We start from the raw sequence: 23,201 nt of genomic DNA, 5'->3' as shown, positions 1-23,201 counted from the left end.
ATCAACCGCATTATAATTTGGAGAGCAACAGATGACCGCGCCGAGCGTTTTTAAAATTTCAGATATTCAAGATCGAATTGACAACTTGCCCGCTAACGGCACTTTTATAAAACCGTTTGTGACGACCGAGCACAGCGACTCAATGTGCGGCGGGATAAATTGCCTGAATCAAATCTCAGTGCCTTGGGATTTAACCTGCGACGAACTCATTTATTGTCTTGAAGGCACGTTTCGTCTGGTCGTCGATGAGGTTGACTATGTGCTCAATCGCGGTGATTTGATGTATGTCCCCAAGGATAATCATGTTAAATATGAGTGCGATCAGAAGTGTATTATTTTCTACGCGGCCTCCCCGGCCGATTGGAAGCAACGGGCCGGCATCACTTACGTGCCGGGCATCGATGCAGAAGATATGCCGTCGAGCAGCTAACCCGGTGAGCTTGGTCGTTATGCGGCATTAAGGACAAGAGCAGCAGGACAAAACAATGAATGAACACGAGAAAATCAACTACGTCGAGTTTCCTGCTAAAGATATTGAATCTGCCAAAGACTTTTTTGCAACCGTATTCGGTTGGTCGTTCATAGACTATGGCCCGGCATATACGACTTTCTCCAATCAAGGTATTGACGGCGGCTTTTTTCAGGCCGACTTGGCGACTTCTGCCGAAAGCGGTAGTGCCCTCATCGTTTTTTACAGTAAAGACTTGGAGCAAACCCAAGCTAAAATCGAGAGTGCTGGCGGCTCAATCGTAAAACCCATATTTTCTTTTCCAGGCGGTCGTCGCTTCCACTTTGCTGACCCCAACGGCAATGAGTATGCGGTGTGGTCAGATAAAAACCAAGCGCGTGAAAGAAGGATTCCCGCCGATTGCTGATGCACGGGCAACGGTTCTGATTTTGGGTACCATGCCTAGCGAGGAATCGTTGAGAAAAAAACAATACTACGGAAATCCCCGCAACGCATTTTGGAAAATAATGGGGAGATTATTGAAGTTTGAGCGCGCCGCAATCTACGAAGAAAGAACGGAAATATTAAAAAATAATAAAATTGCGTTATGGGATGTCATGCAATCTTGTGAACGGCAAGGCAGTCTTGATTCAGCGATAATTAACAGCACTATAATAGAAAACGATTTTGTTTCTTTTTATCGTAGTCACCCAAACATAAGGCAGGTGTTTTTCAATGGCACAAAGGCAGAAAAAGAATATTGCAAAAGAGTGCTGCCAAAACTATCTGTTAAAACAAAAGACATCGAGTATTCCAGGCTTCCCTCAACAAGCCCGGCAATGGCTCATATGTCGTTTGATGTAAAATTGCTGGAGTGGTCAGCTATTTGCGAGGTTAGGCGAGCGATATAGACATGAAAACAGTTATAAATATTTTTGCAATTACAGGGGTTTCGTTGGTTCTGTTGATTGCCATCGGATTATATTTTGATATCAAAGAAATGGACCGCACTGAAGGTGGTTACGAGGCGCCATTTGTTGGTGTGACCGGACAGCCGATTGATTGGGATAGCATGGATCTTAGTCGCACAGGTTTGGTAAGGAGAGGGTATGTATTGGATTTTTTAGTGAACGGCACTACGGGAATGATTAGCCTCGAAATGTTCGGAATCAGGTTTGAAGCACGCAAACTATCCGAGCGAGCAATTGCTGTCCACAAACCGAGAGAAGCTTTTATTCACAGAGGCTTTAAGCCGCAGTTTTGAAAAACCTCACCAAGCAATTAAAGCGGACAAGTAACAAGTTGACTTGTGCACAAACGGACACCTGCTCATCGACATTCCCAATAAAATTGTTTTTCAGGATTATCAGAAAAAACACTAACAATGGATCGTTCTGTATCTATATCTGAAACTGATCAGGATGATATTTATCAATACGTGGATTCAACTCGTAAGCGAAACAGTTAACAAAGTCTTGGTATTAAAAAAGACATCATGGAGAGTGCGAAAGCCCAAGGTCTTTCTTGGGCGGTGGTTAAGTTTATCCATGGCATGCTTGATTTCGGCGTTGCGCACGGTCTCGGCGGTCTTGCGCAGAACTGCGCGGATAATGGCGTGGCGGGACTTGCGCTCGACCAGCGTCACCAAGGCGCCGAGATGGCCTTTGCCGATCATTGTGTCGCCCTCCCAATCGCCGATGCGGCGCGCCGGGCATCGACCACGGCCGGGCGCTCATCGATCGATGTTCGGTCGGGAATGACGCCGCATCGGTCGGCTGCGCCTGAACGCTTGTCCGCATAGACCTGTTGATAAATCCACTCGTGGCTGACGCCGACGCCTTGCTCCATCTCAAGCCGATCTACGATCTGCTCCTGGCGCCACATCTTTGCGCAGCAACGCTTCGACTTGCCGCCAGACCAGGCTGCTGATACGCGACTGCGCCTTGTCGCAACGCCGCGACAGCGCCAGCTGGTGAGCCTGCCGGGGCCGGTAGCCCTTCAAGCCCTGATTGCGCCGGAGTTCGCCGGAGTTCGCGGCTGATCGTCCCTTTATCGCGGCCCACTATCGCCGCCACCTCGGTTTGGCTATAACCGGTTTGCTTGAAGGCATAAATCCGGTATCGTTCCTCTTGGGTAAGCTGTGTGTATCTCATCGGCGCTCCTCCTGCTTCGTTGGTTCGAGAAAGCCACGATGTTACCGCAGATTGCCTCTTCCAACACTGTGGAATTGCACTTGCTAGTTGAATTCAAGTTACGATAGTTCACATATCCGTTCAAAAGGTTATGGACAAAATGCCGGGTATCGGGGTGATACTAATAATGAAAAATCTGCTTCCGTTGATATTGGCAATTCGGGCTCGGAAAGATCGATAATTTTAGTGGTGAATATTATCGACCCAAAAACAAATACGGTAGTGGGCACCGAAGGGTTTGATTTGAAATTTTACAGCAATAGTAAAACGGCTCGTTTTCGGGTTGCTATCGACGATTATTATTATGGATTTTCAAACACCGATGTAAAAGTCGAAACGGTGCACGCCGCACAACAACTGGCAACCCCCAAACTCTTGCCAGCGCCACAGACCTTGGCTGCGCCGGAAGAATTAGCGGCGGAGAACTCAAGCACTCAGACGACACCGAGCAATATCACTGAGCCCGCAGTCGCCGACAAGGCAACGCCAAATCAATATAAAGTGAAATTGTCGTTACAAATGTGGAGTCTTTGAGCAAGATTGCCGGTTATGATTTCGTGTATGGCGATGTGAGCCAGTGGCCTCGTCTGTATATTGCCAATGTTGATAAATTCAAGGATCCGGCAAATCCAGACCTTATTTACCCGGGCCAGATTATTGAAATTCCAATTATCGACGATGCCAAAGGGCTGTCTGCTCGGACCAATGATGGCAAGGCGGGCGGGCAAGTTGTCGTGGGTATATTCGCTAAGAGCAGGAATGTTGTGGTACGTGTCCAAACTGCTGAGTAGCGCGGGATACGAAGCCAACTATAAGGTAGTGCAAAGCCATGCAGGAAAAAGGCTACGCAAGTCTGGCTAGGGCCTTATACCGAAAAAGATATAGCTAAAAAATAAGTGTTAAATTGGAGAACATTACCGGCGAAAAAGGTTACCTTGGCAAGCATACTTTTTGAAGCAAAATGAATGAATAGACATGCGTAAGACAATTGTTTTACTGCTGATTTTAGTTCCGGCATCTCAAAGCGTGACCGCTGCCGACTGGACGGTTGTGCAAACCGCCAGCGTATCCCCTCCGACGTTTAGCATGTCCCAACAAAATGCAACTTCTTCCCGCCAAGCGGTTAACGGTAGCGTACTTGGACCGGACGATCCGTTATCCTCTGTTACGCAAACAACCAACTTTGCCAACGCTAATGTCACTTTAACGCAAAGCGGATCTGCCACAAATTCAAATGTGCAGACAATCAATCTCGCTTCCGTCCCCTCGATAGTTCAGTTAGAACAAACCGCTGAAAATTTTAACACCGCGACACTAACTCAAGATATAACGGGTAGCGACAACGTTCAAGCCATTAATTATGCCTACGCAGATGACTATATTGGCGATGCAACACAAACCGTTACAGCGACATCCATAGCATTGACTAAAACGGCAACCACGCCTGCGGGCAATGTCCAGGCGGTTAATTACATGAAGGCGAATCGTTATACGGGAATCATCATTCAACAGTTAAATTTGAGAGAATCGTTGGTTCCTAACGACCTCTCTGCCAGCAACAGTGGCATACGCATCAATAGTATAAACGGGAATACTGTCGGTGCAATATCCATAACACAAACCGTAAAAGCGCGTTCAGTCGAAATTAACGCCGAAGATTTTCCTACTATAATCCTCAATCATATTTCACCATAAACCATGGCAGATACATGTCGAATCTGTTTGTTTCAACCGAACAGTATTCAGTGAAACTCTGGATAATCATTCCCCGCCTTCATCTATAACATTTGGGGTTACAGAAACTCCGTTGAATGCCCAGACCGCCGGTTTAGTAACCCAATCATCCTGCCCCCCTGAAGTCAAAAGGGGACATTGCCGCTTTGGGCTAACACCAACTCGATTATCGGCTGATTCTAATTTCAGACAATCCGTATATCGCGGGCGTGATGAAAAACCACCCACGCTCATTTTTGGTATTTGTATAAGCTCAGATACCTTTGGCGCTCCGATGCAGAAGGAGAGCCATGCAACATCAACACATCGGATACCGAACAAAGGCTTTTATCGGGTAGCTGCTTTAGGGCATCTTTGGGAGAGGACTTCCAAACATGCTCAACAACGCCTCAAAATCCTCGGTTTCTTCAACCAACATGGCACAGCGGCTGCTTGTGATGCCTTCAATGTCAGCCGCACAACCCGGTATCGCTGGAAACAGTGCGCCAAGCCAGCGGCGACCCGGCCGCCCTGACTGCCAAATCCTGCGCCCTCAAGCGCCGGCGACAGCCACAAGTGCCACCGATGCTGGTGCGGCAAATCCGCTGGCTGCGAGAGAAATTCCCCAACCTCGGCAAAGCCAAACTGCGGGTTTTGCTGCGACCCTGGTGCAGGCAGCAAGACATCGCACAGCCCAGCGTCTCCGCCATCGGCCGCATCATCGCCCGCGACTCAAACAAAATGCGCCACACCCCCACCAGACTGAGTGCCCGCGGCCACCACAAACCGCTCAAACACAAACGCAAACGCAAACGCAAAACCCGCAAGGCCAAAGGCTTCAAACATCAGCCGCTTGAAGTGTTCGCCTGCGATACCGTGGTGCGCCTGCGCGATGGCCTGCGCGATGGCCTACGCCGCACCTGTTCACTTTCATCGACCCTCACTCCCGCTTCGCTATCGCCTTTGACGCGCTGTGCCAACGGCTGCCAAAACCGCCGCGCTTCATCCGCTCCGATAACGGCTCGGAGTTCATATGACGCTTCCAGCAACGCCTCGATGCCCACGGCATGACCCACTGGCGGACTTATCCCCGCTCGCCCGCCATTTCGCCGGGAGCGAAATGGCGCCTAGTCCGCGAAGCGGATTCGTATCAGGGATGATGCGAACAAAATGAACCCCTGCGCCGAGTGCTTCAACCGCACCATCCAAGAGCAGTTCGGCGATTATCACGAGGATGAACTGTTCCATGACCTGGCCGGCTTTAACCACAAACTGGCCGACTGGCTACTCGACTGCAACACTGTCCTGCCTCATCATAGCCTCGGCTTGCGATCTCCTGCAACTTCCTCATCCATAATCAACCCGAGCACCAATGAGGGTGGACTTATACAGTATTTTGTACATTCCTGCTTCTTCAGTTAAACTGATGTTCTCATCTGTTGCGGATTGAATCTGAAGTTCACTCTTGGGGCAGAGCGACCGAACCATCCGAAATCACTGAAGGCTCGGTCGTTGTTTGGCTGAAACCTATCGTCGTTACACTGGATATATTAATTTTCGTGTAAAATGGAATCGACGACAGACTTGGCCAACAACAAATCTTCCCACGATTTCGATTTTTGCTGGGGGCTCCGCAACAAATACGCAGGATGATAGGTAATCACCAACGGCGTATTTGACGGCCCATACTGATGCACTTTTCCTCGGAGACTGCCAAGAGATTCACTGGTTTTTAGCAATGCCTGGGCGCTGATCCGACCCAATGCAACAATTACTTTCGGTTTAACCAACGCTAATTGACGGTGTAAATAAGGCTCACACTCGGCTATTTCCTCGGGCACGGGGTCTCGATTAGCCGGTGGGCGACATTTAATCACGTTAGCAATAAATACACCGGAGCGCTGCATCCGCAATGCGGCGATCATGGCATCGAGTAATTGACCGGCCCGGCCGACGAAAGGCAAGCCCTGTTGATCCTCATTTTGTCCCGGCGCTTCGCCGATGAACATCCATTGCGCTTGAAGACTCCCGACCCCTGGAACCGCTTTAATCCGGGTGGCGTGCAGTTGACAACGCTGGCAACGGTTAATTTCCATGGCCACGTTGTCCAGGGTATTCAGGGCATCCACGGTCAATTCTGGTTGCCTTTCAAGCGCAATGGCGCTTTTTGGTTCAATTAACTGTTCCACGCTTTTGCTATCCGCCTCTGCATCATCATCAATCCGATCATCGGCCGGATTATCAGCCAAATTATCAGCCAGATTATCAGCCTGGGCGGCGTTTTCGCCGGATTGCCGATGCCTGAGCCGCCAGATGTCGATGCCCATTTTATCGAGAATCTCCAACTGGCGGTAGTCAAGGTCAGGCATTTTATACCGCCTGGGCGCGCTGAGGATGGGTTCGGATTTCAGCATTGTAAAGCTTATTCAATGCATTAATGTACGACTTTGCCGACGCAATAATGATATCCATATCCGCGCCGTGACCATTTACGATAACGCCCTCTTTCTCCAGCCGTATACTAACCTCGCCTTGAGCATCGGTGCCGCCGGTTATGCTGTTAACCGAGTACAGTTGCAATTTGCTTCCGGATTCAATGATTTTCTCGATCGCCTTAAACGTCGCATCTACCGCACCGTTGCCGGTTTCTTCGGCTTTGGCTTCTATTCCGTCCACCCCCATAACCACTTTCGCGCTGGGCGTTTGATCCGTGGCCGAATAGGTTTGCAAATGCTTAAGTATAAACCGTTCATTTTCGGCTTCATTGCCTGATTCGGTGACTAACGCTTGCAGATCATCGTCAAAAATTTCATGTTTTTTATCTGCCATATCCTTGAAACGCGCAAACGCTTTATTCATTTTATCATCAGAACTGAACTCGAACCCCAGCGTTTTCAATCGCTGTTTGAACGCATTTCTGCCCGAATGTTTGCCCAACACCATACGATTTGAACCCCAGCCGACCTCTTCCGCCGACATTATTTCATAGGTCTCCCGCGCCTTGATGATGCCGTCCTGGTGTATCCCCGCTTCATGCGCGAACGCATTAGCGCCGACTATGGCTTTATTCGGTTGCACCGGGAATCCGGTGATATGGGAAACCAGCTTGCTGGCAGGTACGATTTGAGTAGTATCAACGTTTGTATCGCAAATAAATTCATCCTGTCGAGTGCGAACCGCCATCACAATTTCTTCCAGGGAAGCATTGCCGGCACGCTCCCCCAATCCATTGACGGTGCATTCAACCTGGCGCGCGCCCGCCGTAACCGCCGCCAATGAATTTGCAACCGCCAATCCAAGATCGTTGTGACAATGAACGGAAAAAACGGCCTTATCCAAATTCGGGATTTTTTCGAGCAATTTTTCGATTAACCCGCCAAATTGGGCCGGCAGGTTATAACCCACTGTATCCGGTATGTTAATCGTCCGCGCGCCTGCCTTGATTGCCTGTTCGATAACTCGACACAGGAAATCAAGCTCTGACCGTCCGGCATCCTCTGGGGAAAACTCCACGTCGTCGGTGTATCCTCTTGCCTGTTTTATTGCGGCAACCGCATGTTCGATAACCTCGTCCGGCCGCATGCATAATTTATGCTGCATATGAATTGGAGAGGTGGCAATAAAGGTATGAATTCGACCTGATTTTGCTGATTTGAGTGCTTCACCAGCGCGTGCCACATCTTTCGGGTTGGCGCGGGCCAACCCACATACCGTGCTGTCTTCGATCAGCTTTGCAATTGCTTTCACAGAATTAAAATCTCCTGGGCTGGCTGCGGGAAACCCCGCTTCAATGACATCTACCCGCATTTTCTCCAGCAAACGAGCGATCCGGATTTTTTCTTCCTGGGTCATTGAAGCACCGGGGCTCTGTTCGCCGTCTCTTAATGTTGTATCAAAAATGACTAACCTTTCTTTTATCGTATTGTCTTTCATCGTATTGCCTGTTTAGCTAATGTGAATATTATAAATAAGCTTGACCATTCTGCCTTGTAGGCAGAGGATGGTGCGCTGGCGGATAAGAGGTAAGTTTTATTGCGCTGGGAGGCGCAGTAGCAGAGTAGGCAGGAGTAACAACAAAGCAGTAGCCGAGGCAGGAATCCCCTGACAATTAAATTGTGGCAATTGTGGACAGAATTTTGCTACTGCTTCATTCATGGGCGTAGTCTATAAAATCAATAAAGATGTTGCAAGACCTAATTCAGTACTAAATTAGTCGAAGTTTCGACGTTTTTTGCGCTATTTTGATTTCTTTTTAGCGCCAATCGGCTGTATTTTTCCAGAATCCGCATGGCTATTGCCATGATCTTCAGTCTCGTGCTCCTGATCATCTTCATCCGGTAGAAACGCCGGGTTTTCAATAATGCCGCGCTGTCTGCGAATAACCCAACCGATGGGGCCTGAAGCGCCATAGGCCAGCGCCATCAAAAACAGCACTCGTGGCGGGTCGAACGAAATCAAGACAATGATACCCAAAATAGCAATCAATGCGAAAAACGGAACTTTGTGCTTGGGATCGAAATCCTTGAAACTGCGAAACTTAACATTGCTTACCATTAAAACGGCCATGAGCAATGTAACCAATGCGCTTATCCACGACATCGATTGCCCGGAAATTCCAGTTTCATGGAAATTCCAAACCCAAAACGCGATCAATGCCGCAGCCGCCGGACAAGCTATTCCATAAAAATATCGATTGTCTTTAATGGTCAAGGTGTTGAACCTGGCCAATCGCAACGCCGTTGCCGCAGCATACAGAAATGCAATCAACCAGCCAGCCTTGCCAATATACTGCAACGACCAAAAATACATGATCATGCCCGGCGCAACGCCAAATGCAACCAAATCCACCAGGCTATCGTATTCCTTGCCGAAATCACTTGCCGTATTGGTCCATCGAGCGACCCTGCCATCCAGCCCATCCATTATCATTGCAATTAATATGCCCACCGCAGCGTTGGCAAAGTCACCCTGGGTAGCCCGGATGATAGCGTAGAAACCGAAAAATAACCCGGCTGTTGTAAACAGACTGGGCAAAAAATAAATGCCTTTGCGGCCGTTCTGCGACGGTGGATAGTTTATTTCCATAACAAGATTATATTCCTTTTCGTACTAATCATGGCTTAATAACCGGGCAAATATCCGATAGTATTGTTTCCAGAACTTACCCATTGCCCCAATTTTACCGCTAATCTGCACTCCAGAGGCATATATAAATCCACCCTTGAGCCAAAACGGATAAAGCCATAGCGTTGTCCAGTTTGCACAGTATCGCCCGGTTTTACATAACACAGGATGCGTCTAGCGATCAATCCTGCTATTTGAATGCTATAGACATTGAAACCGGCGCTGGTTTCAATACAAATTGCATTTCGTTCATTTTCGCTAGACGATTTGTCCAGTGCGGCGTTGACAAACTTACCCGGGTAGTACCAATGGCGCTTGATGGTTCCCGATATGGGGATGAGATTGGAATGTACGGAAAATATATTCATAAACACACTGACCTTGAGTGCTTTGGCATTATCCTGATAGGGGTTTTCCTGTTCACTGATAGACACCACCTTTCCGCTTGCCGGGGAAACGATGGCGCCGGGCTCGGTGGTGATGTTGCGTTTCGGATCACGAAAAAACTGGAACACCAGTAAAACGCCAATCCATACCACAATCGATCCGTACCCGAACCATAGCGTGGCGCCCACACCAAGCACAGTCGCTACGATTAAATGTACGGTGCCTTCCTTAGCGAGAATTGGGTAACCGATCGCCATTATTAGTTCCTAATTGTCACAATTGAGCGCGTCCGCGCCGCTGTAGGGGTGGAAATACGGGAAACGAAAAGGAGTATTGAATAATAAAAAATATTTTAAACTTGGGTCATTAAATCCAGATTTATTTCGTCATGTAGCGCTTCTAATACGTTGCAGCTCCGGTAAAAGTTTTGGCTCCAATTCGGAAAGCGAAAACCAATTGTCAGCGCCGTTAAAATTCACAGACGGCGTTCTCGGTATTGAGTCATCTTTTCCTGCTATGGTTCGAGGAAAGCAACATCGCCAATCATTATGCACATCTAACGAGTTCTTCGTCTGTGCTCGCGTCATAGTATTTCTTCAGATATGCAATTGCTTCTTTATTTATGCAAAAGTTCCAACTGATTCCCAAGCGTTGCCCCCTGAAATATAGAATTTGATACATTGCAGACAATCAAATCAAAGTCGCCCACCAAATAGCGATCATTGGTGGTTTGACTTTTACTGATATTGCTGCGCGACCTGTGACACTTCACCTTGAAATGCGGGACATTAATCTTCATTCAATGAGTGCCCATCTTAAAACTACCGCGCACTGCGTTTTTCGCCTCCACTTTCAATCGATATCCTGTTTTAGAGTGCGTGATACTTATATCCTCATCGTACACGCCTTGTTGCGCGTTCAGATTCAGTTTCTGAACCTGCCAATTACGCCCCAATAATTTTTTAAGAACAACCGTTGCGATATATTCAGTGGCCTTGCCGCGTATCATCGGCAAAACTTTCTGATCCTCCAGAATATCCATCAAGTTCTCTAATGGGATGTTATACCGCTCGCAGTATTCTTTTATGCTATCGTAAATCCGGATGTGGTTGATCTCATTCACAACAGCGCCTCTTGTTTCGGCGCGACAAGCTTCGAAGAATGAACAGGACCGCAAATCGCCATGCTGTTTCTATCATAGTTCTTGATAAACAGCTCATTTCCATTGTAACGTTTGCTTTTGTGACCATCCGCCAATTTTTTGCCGTTTTTCTGATCATCTGTCCGATTGATTGTGTATTGCCATTCATGCTCTTCCACAACGTCGCACCAGTCATACATTTCCCCGACCCCTTCCGAATTATCATAGGTAATTAGAAACATCAGGCGTTCAGCATTGCGCGCTAAACAGTCTCTCAGTCGACTATGGTCGGATAGTTCAAAATGGCAAGAATAAAATTTCTTCTGGTCGGCTTTATAATAGGGTGGGTCAACAAACAAGAAGGCTCCAGTTGGCGCGTTATCAATGCAATACTCGAAATCAACAGACGTAAGCGCCACGCCTTGCAAACGACCGGATACTGTTCGTAAATGACGAGGCCAATTTTCAGGACGCATGGAGTATTTTTCATGATAACCCCAATAGCAATTTTCTGGTTTCATTATACCGGAATAAGATGTCCGGTTTAGATAATACCAACGAAAAGCGCGCTCCAAATCGTTTTTTGGCTTGAATTTATTCTTGTAATAGGTGTGCTGTTCTTTGGTTGCTGGAAGCCCCTCCAAAAGATCCAAAAGCCCGTTCAAATTATCTCTTATTTGAGAGAATGTATTTATAACATCGCTATCTAAATCATTCAGAATGGATGTTTTAGATGATTCCTTGGCGAAAAAAATAGAAGCGCCGCCGGCGAATGGTTCGCAATAAACATCCGTATGCGGTATGTGTTCCAGAATGAGTCTGCGAGCGTAAAATTTTCCGCCAGCGTAGCGAAATGGAGAATTGCTTTTACCTGATTTAACGCCACCGATGCTACTCATGCTATTAATTTCCAAGGAGTTAAATCAAGGTTACTATGTGAAATTAATTCTTCGCCTTATCCACAACCTTGTTTTCGCCGATCCAGGACATCATCGAACGTAGTTTGGAACCGACTTGTTCGATTTGATGCTCTTGACCTTTGCGGCGCAGTTCCGGAAAACGCTTTCCGCCGGAGGCATTTTCATCCATCCATTCCCGCGCAAATTCACCGGATTGAATTTCGTTAAGAATTTTTTTCATTTCAGCCTTGGTTTGCTCGTTTACGATTCTTGGCCCGCGGGTCAAGTCACCGAATTCAGCGGTATTCGAAATTGAATAGCGCATATCAGCAATGCCGCCTTCGTACATCAAGTCAACAATCAACTTGAGCTCGTGCATACATTCAAAATACGCCATCTCCGGCGCATAACCGGCCTCAACCAGAGTCTCGAATCCTGCCTGAACCAAAGCCGTCGCGCCGCCGCACAGCACCGCCTGCTCGCCGAATAAATCAGTTTCGGTTTCTTCCTTGAATGTGGTTTCAATGATGCCAGCGCGGCCGCCGCCAATCGCCGAAGCATAGGCCACGGAAATATCCAGCGCATCGCCGGTTGCGTCTTGATGAATCGCCACCAGGCACGGCACGCCGGCCGCGCGTTCATAAGTCGAGCGCACCAAATGACCGGGGCCTTTCGGCGCGATCATAATTACGTTCAGGTCTGCTTTAGGTTTGATGTAGCCAAAATGAATATTAAAGCCATGGGCAAAAGCCAGCGATGCACCGGGCTTGAAATCGGACTCAATGTCCCTATAAATTGCGCCCATCAATTCGTCCGGACATAGCATCATGACGATATCGGCCTGAGCCACCGCATCATTGACCTCGGCCACATTCAATCCGGCTTGCTCAGCCTTGTCCTTCGAACTTGAATCGTGGCGAAGCCCTACCACCACATCAATACCGCTGTCTTTCAAATTGTTGGCATGGGCATGGCCCTGAGAACCATAGCCGATAATGGCCACTTTTTTACCGCGAATCTTGTCAAGATCCGCGTCTTTGTCATAATGCACTTTCATATTTAATTCACTCTATTTTGGTTAATCGTACTGACACTGACATTTTTACTCATTATTACTGTTCAGGCTTGCTGTTTGCAGGATAGTGAGAAAGGTGCAGTGATAATTGCTAAAAAATTTTCTTTGTAAAACAACCGCTTTATACCTAATACACGTCTATTTTAAAGGAACCGGCACGAGCCTGACCTTAACCCCGAATCTTAAACAAAGGGTGTATTTACGCCCTATCTAAGAACATTATTAAAGAGGGTGCGCCTTAAGCGCGTTCTTGCCCCGGCCAATACCCAGAATTCCTGAGCGCACAACTTCAACCAATTCTATTTGCGACAATGCTTCCAGGAAAGCATCTACTTTCTCACTGCTGCCGGTCATTTCCAGGGTATATGTCGATTCGGTTACATCAATAATACGACCACGGAATATATCAACCAATCGTTTAATTTCATCTTTTTGATCGATATTTGCTGCACATACCTTAACCAGCATGAGTTCTCGCCCAAGATGTCTGCCTTCGGTCAGGTCACGCAATTTGACGACATCAACCAGTTTATTCAGCTGTTTGGTTATTTGCTCGATGATGGCATCAGTGCCACTGGTTACGATGGTCATTCTTGATAATGATTGGTCGTCCGTCGGGGCCACGGTCAGCGATTCAATATTATAACCACGGGCGGAAAACAGACCCGCAACACGTGATAACGCCCCGGATTCGTTTTCAAGCAAGACCGAGATTATCCTCCTCATTAAGCTAACTCCCGCTCTTGGGCATCCTTATCGCCCGGTTTCAAGTGCATTTCGTTATGCCCTTTTCCAGCCGCAATCATGGGATAGACGTTTTCGGTGTGGTCTGTGATCACATCCACAAAAACCAGTCGGTCTTTCATGGAAAACGCTTCTGCCAAAACGTCGTCCACCTGCCCGGGATTCTCGACCCGCATACCGATATGACCATAACTCTCCGCGAGTTTCACAAAATCCGGCAGTGCATCCATATAGGAATGTGAATATCGGCGATCATAAAAAAACTCCTGCCACTGCCGAACCATTCCCATATACTGGTTATTCAGGTTAATCACTTTGATCGGCAATCCATATTGCAAACAAGTGGACAGTTCCTGCAAACACATTTGAATACTGGCATCGCCGGTAATACAAACCACGACATCATGCGGAAATGCCAGTTGCACGCCCATGGCGGCCGGCAACCCAAATCCCATGGTGCCCAATCCGCCGGAATTTATCCAACGACGCGGCTGCTCAAAAGTATAATATTGCGCTGCCCACATTTGATGTTGTCCGACATCGGAAGTGATATAGGCATCGCCTTTGGTTATCTCCAATAGTTTTTGCACCACGTATTGCGGTTTTATTGCCTTATCGTCGAGGTCATATGCCAAGGAATCCTTGGTTTTCCACTGGTTAATTATTTCCCACCACTGATCAACCGCAGCGCGATCAATTTTGTCCACTTTAGTTTTCAATTGCTCATTCATAACCAGCAACACTGTATGGCAGTCGCCGACAATAGGGACTTCCACTGCAACATTTTTTCCGATAGACGCTGGGTCAATATCAATTTGCACAATTTTGGAATTAGGAGAAAACTTCGCAAGTTCTCCGGTTACCCGGTCATCAAACCGGGCGCCAATAGCCAACATGACATCACATTCATACATGGCCATGTTGGATTCATATGTGCCATGCATACCCAGCATTCCAAGAAAGCATGGGTTGGAAGCCGGGATCGCACCGAGTCCCATCAGCGTGCTTGTGCTTGGAAATTTCAAGGTATCCACAAGCTGCGTTAACGCCTGTGCGGCATTGGAAATCACCGCCCCGCCGCCGGTATAAATGATCGGCTTTTTCGCACGAAGCAAAATTTCGATGCCGCGCTCAATCTGCTTGGTGTGGCCTTTGGTGCGAGGCTGATAAGAGCGCATATTGACGGTTTGGGGGTATTTGTATTCAGCCGTCTGCGCGGTGATGTCCTTAGGAATATCAACAACCACCGGGCCTGGTCGCCCGGAAGTCGCAACATAAAACGCTTTCTTCATGATCTCAGCCAGTTGGTTAACATCCTTAACCAGAAAATTATGTTTCACGCATGGGCGGGTGATGCCGACGGTATCGACTTCCTGAAATGCGTCGTCGCCAATCAAATGGGATGGAACCTGTGCCGTGATAACCACCATCGGCATGGAATCCATAAAAGCGGTGGCGATGCCGGTGACGGTATTGGTCACACCCGGACCAGAGGTTACCAATACCACGCCAACCTTGCCGGTGGCCCGTGCATAGCCGTCCGCGGCATGGGTCGCGCCCTGCTCGTGGCGCACCAATATATGCTTTATTTTGTCCTGACGATACACCGCATCGTAAATATGCAATGCCGCCCCGCCGGGATATCCAAAAATGTATTCGATTCCTTCATCCTGGAGACAACGGACGAGAATATCTGCGCCTTTTAAAATCACTGATTACCTCTAATTAAAAAGTCCGCACCGGACTTGCCACATACTAATAACCGCCGAGTATAACGATATTTAATAAGAGATTCCAAGAGTTTGCATTGATGCCGTCAAAACCGTCCGCCCGGCATTGCAGCGCCACGAAATTGATTGAGCAGGCCCTTCATTGCTCCCTCTTTTCTCATTTTTTTCATCATTTTTTGCATCTGCAAAAATTGTTTCAACAAACGATTAACCTCCTGCACCTGTGTGCCAGACCCGGCAGCTATGCGCTGTTTTCTGGAAGCGCGAATGACTGCGGGAAATTTTCGTTCGTGCGGCGTCATTGAATTAACAATCGCAATAGCCTGATCAGTTTTCTTGCCAGCGACCTGATCCAGAGCCTTTTGTGGAAGCTTGTCCATGCCGGGAAGTTTTTCAACCACCCCCATAATTCCGCCCATATTCTGTATTTGCATCATCTGATCGCGAAAATCTTCTAAATCAAACCCCTTGCCTTTGGTCATTCTTTTCGCCAGTTTTTCCGCCTGGTCTTTGTCAACTTTACGCTCCACTTCCTCAACCAGCGACAATACATCCCCCATGCCCAGAATACGCGAAGCGACACGATCAGGGTGAAACGGCTGCAATGCATCCATGGCTTCGCCGGTCCCTAAAAATTTAATCGGTTTGCCGGTCGCTTGGCGAACAGACAGCACCGCACCGCCGCGGGCGTCGCCATCGGTTTTGGTCAAAATCACCCCGGTCAAGGGCAGCGCCTGAGCAAACGCTTTGGCGCTATTGACCGCATCTTGTCCGCTCATGCTATCCACAACAAACAAGGTTTCTATGGGTTGTACAGCTTGATGCAACGCTCTTGCTTCATCCATCATTTTTTTGTCCACATGCAAGCGTCCTGCGGTATCGACGACAACCACATCGATGCTGTTTTTACGCGCATGGCGCAAAGCATCCATGGCAATGTCCACGGGGTTTTGTGATTGACTGCCCGGATAAAAATTTAACTCAAGATCATCGGCAATGACTTTAAGCTGGTCAATGGCTGCCGGACGATAAATATCAGTGCTGACAACCAAAACAGATTTTTTCTGACGGATTTTAAGGAAATGACCCAGTTTACCCACAGTGGTTGTTTTACCCGCACCTTGTAACCCCGCAATAAAAATCGTTGCAGGCGGACGCGCGGACAGATTAAGCCCTTCATTTGCATCACCCATCAATTTGACCAGCTCGTCTTGAACGATTTTTATAACCGCCTGACCAGGTTGCAAGCTGCCCGACACCTCGGTTCCAACGGCCCGAACCTTTACCTGTTCAATAAAACTTTTAGTAACCTCAAGCGACACATCCGCCTCCAATAATGCGATCCGAACCTCACGCATTGCATCGGCTATATTCGCTTCGGTGAGACGACCTCGGCCACTTAGGGTTTTTATGGTGCCGCGAAGCTTATCGCTGAGTTGGTTAAACATGCTTTTAATCGTCCTGCTGTTAATAGTGATGAGTTAAAATAAGATAAGGTCATGCAAGAAAGGCTAATGGGTGACCTTGCCCGATTCATGGAAGTGTATAATTCACAGCGTCTGTCTATCCCCTCTAATATATATTAGATATGTCTTGGTCATTAATTTTGGTAGCGGCCTGTGTCGCAATTTACTGCCTCGGTACATTTTTTCTTTGGCGTGAAGCGAATGGCGATACCATCACTGGTTTCAACAACGGTCATTCCAGGTTTCTGATACCGGGATTGACCGCCCTGGCAATCGCCGTGCATGGCTATTTACTCTATCACAGCATCTATTCCCAGGGCTATTCTCAGGGATATTCTCAGGGATACTCTCAGGGCGGTCCAAATATTTCTTTAGGGCAGGCAATATCAATGGCAGGATGGATTTCGGCCGCATTGTATTTGTGCATTTCGTTTGTCAAGCAAACCATCAATCTTGGAATTATTGTACTTCCATTAGGATTGATCGCGGTGTTGATTGGCTTCATATCAATTGACCCAACATCCACCAATCACGCCTTTTCAATAGATCAAATTCTTAGTGGAATGGGCTGGCATCTTGCCTTGGCTATTCCGACTTATGGCATATTATGCGTTGCCTTTGCCCAGGCATGCTTATTGATTATACAGGATCGATTACTGCACAAACCTAACCCGGGCAACAGGCTGCCCACGTTTCCAGCTATACAAACCATGGAGTCGAATCTGTTTTGGTTGATGCTATTGGGATTTTTACTGATGACAGTCAATTTAGTTATCGGCATGGCCTCTAATTTAAAAAAAATTGGCGCATTGCTGGATTTCAACCACCATATATTATTTTCCATATTAGCGTGGTTTTGCTTTGCATGTTTACTGTCAGGGCGTAAAATTGCCGGTTGGCGCGGTCAAACTGCCGCAAAATGGACAATTATCGCATTCGGAATTCTTGTTTTAGCCTATTTTGGAACACGCTTTGTCAATGAATTACTACTCAGTGGTTGAAGCGGCACAAGCCGTGCCCGCGATACATGCACGGCTTGTGCCTTGCGCATTAACATATTGGAATAAAATCGGCATTTATGCATTATGGTCTGGGTACGACAAACATCTGCCGCCGCCACAAAAACCAATGCCTCAAGACCGCCCATGACTTTATACTGGCCTGCCCGCTTTTCGCTGCTTCTTTATTTCATCCTGTTGGTACTGGTCGCCATCAATCTGGCGCGGGTACTGGAACTGCCCGTGTGGCTGGCCACGGCGCCGCCGGTGCTTGCGCTCGGGGCGCTAGCCGCCACCTGGTTTTTCCTCGGCACCCGCCACGCACTGTTCACTTGTCTCTTGGCACTGGGCACAATCGCTCTGGTGGCGGTGGCATTGGTGCTGGCGGTGCCGGCCTGGCAGGTGATTAGCGCCGGCGCCAGCGGTTCCTGGGCTGGGCGCATGATGCCAATGTTTATCGCCGTGCTGGCACTCCACGCCTGCAACCTGTGGGTTGCCACTGTGGACTCCGGCGAACACGAACAAAGCCTTGAACGTCTGGCGCGCCTGCTCTACGGTCCGGGCATATTGTCGTCGCTAATCACCGCGCTGATTCTGTGTACCGGTACGATTCTCGGTATGGAACTGCTGGCGCGCGGCGGTGCCGATGTGCAAGCGCTGACGCGGCGCTTTCTGGAACGCGGCATAATTCCGCCGCTCACTATGTTGCTGTTTTTCTGGGGTATGTTGCTGTTGCTCGGCAAATCGTGGAACGGCTGGTACTTGCGCCGGGTACTGGCAGGTTGGCGCACTAACCCGCGCGCGCGAGTCTCGCCCTTCGCCGCCAGCCTGGATGCACTCAGCGCAAACCCGGCCGACATTGACATGTCCCTGCAATTGCTCTGGCGGCGCCACGAGGAATCGTGGTTGATTCCGCGCTACATCTGTTGGGCCGTGCCGATTTTGGGTTTCATCGGTACCGTGCTCGGTATTTCGCTGGCGGCTGACGGCATCCGTCGCATCATCGCCTCGGATGCCGGGCTGGCCAGCCTGTCGAGCGACCTGGACGCCGCCATCGCTCCGCTCGGCATCGCCTTTGACACCACCTTAATCGCACTCTCGCTGAGCGTGCTACTGATGCTGGTGCTGGCACTGGTACAACGCAGCCAAGAGCGCTTGCTCGCCACCCTTGAACGGCGTTTGCAAGAAACCTGATCAGATGCCTCGCCTCGTTTATAAACTCCTTCACCTCGTTTAGTTATTCTTTGAACGCGGCACCGAGTATAAGTTTGTTAAAAGTTTGGTGTTTAATGTAGGCTCATGCTCGTTCCTCAAAAATATTAAGGGTGCGATAGTGAAAAATATGAGGTGTTCGAAGTGAGACGCACATCGGCGGCGCGCGCTTCCGGAGATGCGCTGCAAGAAGAGAACAACGCGCCAATGATGGCTATTTTCGGCGGCGTGTTCGGCGTGCTGTTGGTGTTTCTGGTGGTGGTCAACCTATATTCCGATGCGGCACAACGCGAACGGTTGGAGCGCGGCAGCGAAGACAGTCTGTACCGCATTGAACGCCTTGACGGCGGCAGCGGTTACGTGGTGATCACCTTTCCTGACGAGTTGCGTATCATTGAAACCGGCCTCAGCATCAACCCGGCTGAGGTGTGCGCGGCAGGCAGCCCGTTCGTTGACTATGCCCGGCGCGTTTACCAGGACAACGGCAGCCAGCTGGTGTTTTTCATGCTTGAAGGCAGTGTGCCGAGCATGGCGCTGGCGCGCGAGTGCTTGCGCCGACTATGGCCGCAACAGGTATTAGCCATCGGCTGGGTAATCGCCGATAATGAACTGCTCAAATCGGTGGCGTTGAACGACATCCCCGACTACATCCAAGGCTACGCCGAGGAAACTCGATGAAACGGCGGATGCAGATGCCCGATTTCGCTGGAACGGCATTAGTGGATATCCTCGCCAACGGCCTGGCGATGCTGATTATCGTCATCGTGCTCAGTATCGCCGCGCGCGGCGAACACGAACAACGCACCGCTTCGCAGGTAGAAGAAGTGGAAACGATGATGAGCCGCCGCTTCAGCACCTCGCTGGTACTGAACAGCCTGGCGGCGAGCAAGCCGGCGCAGTTGCACGACTACCGCAACTCGCCGCTCGATCAACAGTACGACCCCCAGATGTTGCCGATTATTGAATTACACCGCGGCTTCGTGCGTGAATTTTACAGCGGGACAATCTGGCGCCGCGAACAGTTGCTACGCGAACCGAACGGCATGGACGCTTGGCTTGCCGGCTTTGACCAGGATCGCAAACAGCGTCTGCGTGCCGACGTGTATGACATCGCCCAATTCTATCTGACCATGTCAATTTTGCGCGACCACGACATCACTGTGCAGCATTGGCATTTTCTCTCTGGCGGGCTGGGTCTGGCACAGGCCGGCCATTGCCCGCCCGCTGTCGCCGCCCAGGATTGTGGCGCGGGCGCCGGCCGGGCAGCGACATCGGCCTTGCCGACACTGGCGCAGAGCGACGGCGGCGATGAAACCTGGCCGCCGGGTTTTCCGGGAGGACCCGGCGATCGGGCGGAGGCAGGCTTCGGTCCGTTCCCAGGCGGGGCCGCCCTCGGTCCGTTGCCGGGCGCGGCCGGCTTCGGTTCGTTTGCCGACGCGGCCAACTTCGGCGGCAATGCTCTGGGGGGCAGTTTCCCTAATGCGCGCCCCGGCATCGGGTCGCAGTCCCGGGGGTTGCTCGGGGCACCAGTGGCCGAGGGAGACGGGCGCATCCGTTTTCGGCTTTCCACTCCGGAGTCGCTGCGCCCGGATAGCGATCAGGCGCTCAACTGGGGCGATACCGAACCCACTGTAGAACGGGTGTTGATGGTGCTGTTTGATTTCATCGGCAAGTTGCAAGCAACCCTGGATGCGGGCGCCTCACCGAGCGCCCAACTGGCAAATTTTGAACTTCTGCTCAGCCGTGCATTCACCTCGCCGCTGGTGCTTGATGAGCAAACACGCACGCTGGTCAGCACCTTGGTTTGGGATATCTTCCAGAATCTGGCACAAGATTTGCCTGAAGATCTGGCTATGGGAATCCAACCGCCTGCCGCCGATGGGCACAGCCAACAGCAACTCAATGTCATCCCGCTTGAACTTGAGGATCGGGCGAACACGGCGCTTATCATTGCGCCCAATCGGCGACTACAACAGGTCTCTGTGGGGCAGGCACGATATAATGCCACGCCGTTGCCCGAGGTGGCGCATGCGGTGCTGCGGCTAAACACCCATCCCGACGTGTGGCGTGGCCTTTCGCTGCCTCTTGAATGGAACTCAATACTGCTGATGCCGCCGAAACAACAACGGGCCAACCAGTTGCGTTGGCGGGCGGTGGCCTACATCGCGCCCAAGTTTGATGACTTCATCATCGGCTTCATCGATGCAACCATTGATGCCGACGGGCGGCTGGTGGTGCAAGCCGAGGACAACCGGGTACGCCTGAACGGTCGTCCTCTACTGACACCGTACCGAGAAACCGGGTTCGGGACACGCGGTTGGCTGGTAACGTTGTACGCCATACTGGTGGTTTGCCTGCTCGGCTTCCTGCTGCTGGTGCGACGCTTGGCCACGGAGCGGCGCAAGTGAAACAATACCGCATCGCCGCATTCGGTCTTGGTGGTCTGTTGGTATTGCTGTTGTTACTGACCCAGTTCGGTTCTCGGGCGTTACGTAACGACACCGTGGCGGTGGAACTCGGCTTTGAGGCATCGCACAGCCCCCGCGCCCAAGCGTTTGACCAGTTTCTGTTTGAAGCGCTGGAGCGCGGGTATTTCGGCATTGAGCTACGGCGACGCCTGCACCGACCGGCTCATACTGCACAACTCAATCCCTTCTGGGCCGATACCTGCGAAGTGCGGCAACTTGACTTTGAACGTTTCGCACGCTGGCAACAACGCGACGGTGCAGCGCTGCCCGACCCGGGGGCATTGTACAGTTCATCCAGCGGTCATCGCATCGCTGGATTGCTCCAGTCTCCAGTAAGCGGGGTGAACTATAACGCCGCCGCCGCCTACTGCGCAGCAGCTGGCGGCCGCCTGCCCTGGGCCGAGGAATGGGAAGCGATGGCGGTTGGGCATGAGGGGCGTTTGTATCCGTGGGGCGACACCTTTGATGACAGCCCCTGGCCTTACCAAAGCGCCCACCGCAATGCCGCGCAATCCTGCGCTTTGCACCCGGTCACGACAACACCCGAAGGCGTGCACGATCTGGCCGGTAGCGTGATGGAGTGGAGCCGCGGTCAGCGCAGCGTACACCCTCTGCTACGGCAACCCGGCGCGCACGGCGCTCCGGCGGTGCGGGCACACGGGCGGCCGCTGTATGCACTGGCCGCCGCCTGGCTTGATATTGAGCCACAAACGCGCAGCCACCATCTGGGTTTTCGTTGCGTCTATCAACAGCCGGCGGCGACCCTGCCGTGGGGCGCGATGCCGAAATCGGTGGCAATTCCCGCTGGCCGCTATCCGCTCGGGGTACCACCGGATTTGCGGCTGGCCAGAATTGCGGTACTGTTACCGGCGGCACGGCAACGCCAAGCGCGCAGTCTCATCAGTCAAACCCGGGGAGCACGGCGCATGGAGGTGAGCCGTTGTGAAGTCAGTCGCAGCGAATACCGCTCGTTTTTACGTCACCCGCTGGTACGCCTCGGCCTGTTTGCCAACGAACACGAACCACGCTGGCAAAACTACACGCCGCAAAACTGGGAACAGCAACTGCAGCAGCCCGAACTGCCGGTGAGCGGAATCGACTGGTGGGCGGCGGACGCATTTGCCCGCTGGGCCGGCGGACGATTGCCCCAGGTTGAAGAGTGGCAGTTGTTGGCCGCCGGGCCGGATGCCAATCCGTACCCCTGGGGCGATGATTATGTGGTGAACAACGCCGCCACCGGCGATCAGACCGAACCGGGGCCGCGCCGATGCGCGGACGCTGTGCACGACAGCACCACCAACGGCGTGTACGACCTGGCCGGCAACGTCTCGGAGTGGACACTCTCTGTCACCGCCGAACCAGGCGACTACGCCGCCTGGGTGCAGGGCGGTAACTGGCTGTTACCCGGCAAAACCACAGCACGCAGCGTGTTTGGGCGACTGCTGCCCCTCACTCACCGCTCCGACAGCATCGGCTTCAGAGTGGTGTACGACTGAGAGCGGAAAACAGGCGGGGAAACTCCATTCCTCCTCGTTCTCACCCCCCCCTACTCATCAAACACCACGATTACGCGGCGGTTGTGTTTGCCTTGGCTCTCAATTTTT

25 protein-coding genes and 1 pseudogene are annotated in these 23,201 nt (G+C 50.7%); 13 read left to right on the top strand and 13 right to left on the bottom strand.

Going from position 1 to position 23,201, the window contains the following annotated elements:
• Positions 1–31: 31 nt before the first annotated feature.
• The 4 genes from ACPXXB_RS03815 to ACPXXB_RS03800 are packed head-to-tail and all read left to right on the top strand — an operon-like array spanning position 32 to position 1,712.
• Positions 32–430 carry a cupin domain-containing protein gene (locus ACPXXB_RS03815; RefSeq protein WP_423909546.1) on the top strand — a complete coding sequence of 133 codons (399 nt, stop codon included), beginning with the start codon at positions 32–34 and terminating at the stop codon, positions 428–430.
• A 55-nt stretch (positions 431–485) separates the two neighbouring features.
• Entirely contained in the window at positions 486–875 is a 390-nt protein-coding gene (locus tag ACPXXB_RS03810; RefSeq protein ID WP_423909543.1) for a VOC family protein, read from the top strand.
• Positions 847–1,359 carry a DNA-deoxyinosine glycosylase gene (locus tag ACPXXB_RS03805; protein WP_423909540.1) on the top strand — a complete coding sequence of 171 codons (513 nt, stop codon included), beginning with the start codon at positions 847–849 and terminating at the stop codon, positions 1,357–1,359. The genes ACPXXB_RS03810 and ACPXXB_RS03805 overlap by 29 nt, the downstream gene beginning before the upstream one ends.
• A 2-nt stretch (positions 1,360–1,361) precedes the next feature.
• Positions 1,362–1,712 carry a hypothetical protein gene (locus ACPXXB_RS03800; RefSeq protein WP_423909537.1) on the top strand — a complete coding sequence of 117 codons (351 nt, stop codon included), beginning with the start codon at positions 1,362–1,364 and terminating at the stop codon, positions 1,710–1,712.
• A gap of 180 nt (positions 1,713–1,892) precedes the next feature.
• Here the strand turns inward: ACPXXB_RS03800 and ACPXXB_RS03795 are convergent.
• Positions 1,893–2,601, bottom strand: a pseudogene (locus ACPXXB_RS03795) (IS30 family transposase).
• Positions 2,602–2,688: 87 nt separating this feature from the next.
• Between ACPXXB_RS03795 and ACPXXB_RS03790 the strand changes: the two are divergent.
• The 3 genes from ACPXXB_RS03790 (at position 2,689) to ACPXXB_RS03780 (ending at position 4,335) form a co-directional block, all read left to right on the top strand.
• Positions 2,689–3,174 (top strand): hypothetical protein, encoded by a 486-nt coding sequence (locus tag ACPXXB_RS03790; RefSeq protein WP_423909535.1) that lies wholly within the window; start codon positions 2,689–2,691, stop codon positions 3,172–3,174.
• On the top strand, positions 3,171–3,431 hold the full coding sequence (locus tag ACPXXB_RS03785) for a LysM peptidoglycan-binding domain-containing protein (protein WP_423909532.1): 261 nt from the start codon (positions 3,171–3,173) through the stop codon (positions 3,429–3,431). The genes ACPXXB_RS03790 and ACPXXB_RS03785 overlap by 4 nt, the downstream gene beginning before the upstream one ends.
• Positions 3,432–3,615: 184 nt before the next feature.
• On the top strand, positions 3,616–4,335 hold the full coding sequence (locus ACPXXB_RS03780; RefSeq protein ID WP_423909530.1) for a hypothetical protein: 720 nt from the start codon (positions 3,616–3,618) through the stop codon (positions 4,333–4,335).
• A gap of 488 nt (positions 4,336–4,823) precedes the next feature.
• Here the strand turns inward: ACPXXB_RS03780 and ACPXXB_RS03775 are convergent, their stop codons facing one another.
• On the bottom strand, positions 4,824–5,075 hold the full coding sequence (locus ACPXXB_RS03775) for a hypothetical protein (RefSeq protein ID WP_423909528.1): 252 nt from the start codon (positions 5,073–5,075) through the stop codon (positions 4,824–4,826).
• Between the two features lie 123 nt (positions 5,076–5,198).
• Positions 5,199–5,429: a hypothetical protein gene (locus tag ACPXXB_RS03770; RefSeq protein ID WP_423909525.1), complete on the bottom strand. Its 231-nt coding sequence runs from the start codon at positions 5,427–5,429 to the stop codon at positions 5,199–5,201.
• 94 nt (positions 5,430–5,523) lie between these two features.
• On the opposite strand from ACPXXB_RS03770, the gene ACPXXB_RS03765 reads away from it, so the two are divergent.
• Positions 5,524–5,775 (top strand): integrase core domain-containing protein, encoded by a 252-nt coding sequence (locus tag ACPXXB_RS03765; RefSeq protein WP_423909522.1) that lies wholly within the window; start codon positions 5,524–5,526, stop codon positions 5,773–5,775.
• Between the two features lie 128 nt (positions 5,776–5,903).
• On the opposite strand, the gene ACPXXB_RS03760 is transcribed toward ACPXXB_RS03765, so the two are convergent.
• From ACPXXB_RS03760 to ffh, 10 genes are all read right to left on the bottom strand, one after another.
• Positions 5,904–6,722: a uracil-DNA glycosylase gene (locus tag ACPXXB_RS03760; protein ID WP_423909519.1), complete on the bottom strand. Its 819-nt coding sequence runs from the start codon at positions 6,720–6,722 to the stop codon at positions 5,904–5,906.
• Between the two features lies 1 nt (position 6,723).
• Complete coding sequence (locus ACPXXB_RS03755) at positions 6,724–8,286, bottom strand: 2-isopropylmalate synthase (RefSeq protein WP_423909516.1); 1,563 nt, start codon at positions 8,284–8,286, stop codon at positions 6,724–6,726.
• A gap of 303 nt (positions 8,287–8,589) precedes the next feature.
• Positions 8,590–9,438 carry a CDP-diacylglycerol--serine O-phosphatidyltransferase gene (gene pssA / locus ACPXXB_RS03750; protein ID WP_423909513.1) on the bottom strand — a complete coding sequence of 283 codons (849 nt, stop codon included), beginning with the start codon at positions 9,436–9,438 and terminating at the stop codon, positions 8,590–8,592.
• Between the two features lie 35 nt (positions 9,439–9,473).
• The gene (locus ACPXXB_RS03745; RefSeq protein WP_423909511.1) at positions 9,474–10,121 is read right to left on the bottom strand and encodes a phosphatidylserine decarboxylase; all 648 of its coding nucleotides are present in this window, start codon (positions 10,119–10,121) and stop codon (positions 9,474–9,476) included.
• Between the two features lie 542 nt (positions 10,122–10,663).
• On the bottom strand, positions 10,664–10,987 hold the full coding sequence (locus tag ACPXXB_RS03740; RefSeq protein WP_423909508.1) for a hypothetical protein: 324 nt from the start codon (positions 10,985–10,987) through the stop codon (positions 10,664–10,666).
• The gene (locus tag ACPXXB_RS03735; RefSeq protein WP_423910933.1) at positions 10,984–11,895 is read right to left on the bottom strand and encodes a DNA adenine methylase; all 912 of its coding nucleotides are present in this window, start codon (positions 11,893–11,895) and stop codon (positions 10,984–10,986) included. Before ACPXXB_RS03735 ends, ACPXXB_RS03740 begins: the two co-directional genes overlap by 4 nt.
• A 52-nt stretch (positions 11,896–11,947) precedes the next feature.
• The gene (gene ilvC, locus ACPXXB_RS03730; RefSeq protein WP_423909506.1) at positions 11,948–12,961 is read right to left on the bottom strand and encodes a ketol-acid reductoisomerase; all 1,014 of its coding nucleotides are present in this window, start codon (positions 12,959–12,961) and stop codon (positions 11,948–11,950) included.
• A 240-nt stretch (positions 12,962–13,201) separates the two neighbouring features.
• Complete coding sequence (ilvN, locus tag ACPXXB_RS03725; protein WP_423909503.1) at positions 13,202–13,705, bottom strand: acetolactate synthase small subunit; 504 nt, start codon at positions 13,703–13,705, stop codon at positions 13,202–13,204.
• Positions 13,705–15,435, bottom strand: coding sequence for a biosynthetic-type acetolactate synthase large subunit (ilvB, locus tag ACPXXB_RS03720; RefSeq protein ID WP_423909500.1), 1,731 nt, complete (start codon positions 15,433–15,435; stop codon positions 13,705–13,707). Before ilvB ends, ilvN begins: the two co-directional genes overlap by 1 nt.
• A 104-nt stretch (positions 15,436–15,539) precedes the next feature.
• On the bottom strand, positions 15,540–16,901 hold the full coding sequence (gene ffh, locus ACPXXB_RS03715) for a signal recognition particle protein (RefSeq protein WP_423909497.1): 1,362 nt from the start codon (positions 16,899–16,901) through the stop codon (positions 15,540–15,542).
• A gap of 140 nt (positions 16,902–17,041) precedes the next feature.
• On the opposite strand from ffh, the gene ACPXXB_RS03710 reads away from it, so the two are divergent.
• The 5 genes from ACPXXB_RS03710 to ACPXXB_RS03690 all read left to right on the top strand — a co-directional run bounded on the left by ACPXXB_RS03710 (position 17,042) and on the right by ACPXXB_RS03690 (position 23,093).
• Positions 17,042–17,920 carry a cytochrome C assembly family protein gene (locus ACPXXB_RS03710; RefSeq protein WP_423909495.1) on the top strand — a complete coding sequence of 293 codons (879 nt, stop codon included), beginning with the start codon at positions 17,042–17,044 and terminating at the stop codon, positions 17,918–17,920.
• 144 nt (positions 17,921–18,064) lie between these two features.
• Positions 18,065–19,111 (top strand): hypothetical protein, encoded by a 1,047-nt coding sequence (locus tag ACPXXB_RS03705; protein WP_423909492.1) that lies wholly within the window; start codon positions 18,065–18,067, stop codon positions 19,109–19,111.
• A gap of 153 nt (positions 19,112–19,264) precedes the next feature.
• Positions 19,265–19,807, top strand: coding sequence for a hypothetical protein (locus ACPXXB_RS03700; protein WP_423909489.1), 543 nt, complete (start codon positions 19,265–19,267; stop codon positions 19,805–19,807).
• On the top strand, positions 19,804–21,537 hold the full coding sequence (locus ACPXXB_RS03695) for a hypothetical protein (RefSeq protein ID WP_423909486.1): 1,734 nt from the start codon (positions 19,804–19,806) through the stop codon (positions 21,535–21,537). Before ACPXXB_RS03700 ends, ACPXXB_RS03695 begins: the two co-directional genes overlap by 4 nt.
• Positions 21,534–23,093, top strand: a complete 1,560-nt coding sequence (locus tag ACPXXB_RS03690) for a formylglycine-generating enzyme family protein (RefSeq protein WP_423909483.1) — start codon at positions 21,534–21,536, stop codon at positions 23,091–23,093. Before ACPXXB_RS03695 ends, ACPXXB_RS03690 begins: the two co-directional genes overlap by 4 nt.
• Positions 23,094–23,201: the final 108 nt, after the last annotated feature.

It is taken from the genome of Candidatus Spongiihabitans sp., from assembly GCF_965237845.1.
Lineage (GTDB): Bacteria > Pseudomonadota > Gammaproteobacteria > Arenicellales > Poriferihabitantaceae > Spongiihabitans.
The sequence above is the reverse complement of the archived record's forward strand: the minus strand, read 5'-3'. Positions and strand labels throughout refer to the sequence as shown.

What these genes read in the sequence shown, in the direction of transcription:
- ACPXXB_RS03755 (WP_423909516.1), bottom strand. Translation starts at nt 8,286, where the DNA reads ATGAAAGACAATACGATAAAAGAAAGGTTAGTCATTTTTGATACAACA.
- ilvN (WP_423909503.1), bottom strand. Translation starts at nt 13,705, where the DNA reads ATGAGGAGGATAATCTCGGTCTTGCTTGAAAACGAATCCGGGGCGTTA.
- ACPXXB_RS03695 (WP_423909486.1), top strand. Translation starts at nt 19,804, where the DNA reads ATGAAACGGCGGATGCAGATGCCCGATTTCGCTGGAACGGCATTAGTG.
- ACPXXB_RS03800 (WP_423909537.1), top strand. Translation starts at nt 1,362, where the DNA reads ATGAAAACAGTTATAAATATTTTTGCAATTACAGGGGTTTCGTTGGTT.
- ilvC (WP_423909506.1), bottom strand. Translation starts at nt 12,961, where the DNA reads ATGAAAGTGCATTATGACAAAGACGCGGATCTTGACAAGATTCGCGGT.
- ACPXXB_RS03710 (WP_423909495.1), top strand. Translation starts at nt 17,042, where the DNA reads ATGTCTTGGTCATTAATTTTGGTAGCGGCCTGTGTCGCAATTTACTGC.
- ACPXXB_RS03815 (WP_423909546.1), top strand. Translation starts at nt 32, where the DNA reads ATGACCGCGCCGAGCGTTTTTAAAATTTCAGATATTCAAGATCGAATT.
- ACPXXB_RS03765 (WP_423909522.1), top strand. Translation starts at nt 5,524, where the DNA reads ATGAACCCCTGCGCCGAGTGCTTCAACCGCACCATCCAAGAGCAGTTC.
- ACPXXB_RS03780 (WP_423909530.1), top strand. Translation starts at nt 3,616, where the DNA reads ATGCGTAAGACAATTGTTTTACTGCTGATTTTAGTTCCGGCATCTCAA.
- ACPXXB_RS03760 (WP_423909519.1), bottom strand. Translation starts at nt 6,722, where the DNA reads ATGCCTGACCTTGACTACCGCCAGTTGGAGATTCTCGATAAAATGGGC.
- ACPXXB_RS03745 (WP_423909511.1), bottom strand. Translation starts at nt 10,121, where the DNA reads ATGGCGATCGGTTACCCAATTCTCGCTAAGGAAGGCACCGTACATTTA.
- ACPXXB_RS03705 (WP_423909492.1), top strand. Translation starts at nt 18,065, where the DNA reads ATGACTTTATACTGGCCTGCCCGCTTTTCGCTGCTTCTTTATTTCATC.
- pssA (WP_423909513.1), bottom strand. Translation starts at nt 9,438, where the DNA reads ATGGAAATAAACTATCCACCGTCGCAGAACGGCCGCAAAGGCATTTAT.
- ffh (WP_423909497.1), bottom strand. Translation starts at nt 16,901, where the DNA reads ATGTTTAACCAACTCAGCGATAAGCTTCGCGGCACCATAAAAACCCTA.
- ACPXXB_RS03810 (WP_423909543.1), top strand. Translation starts at nt 486, where the DNA reads ATGAATGAACACGAGAAAATCAACTACGTCGAGTTTCCTGCTAAAGAT.
- ACPXXB_RS03775 (WP_423909528.1), bottom strand. Translation starts at nt 5,075, where the DNA reads ATGATGCGGCCGATGGCGGAGACGCTGGGCTGTGCGATGTCTTGCTGC.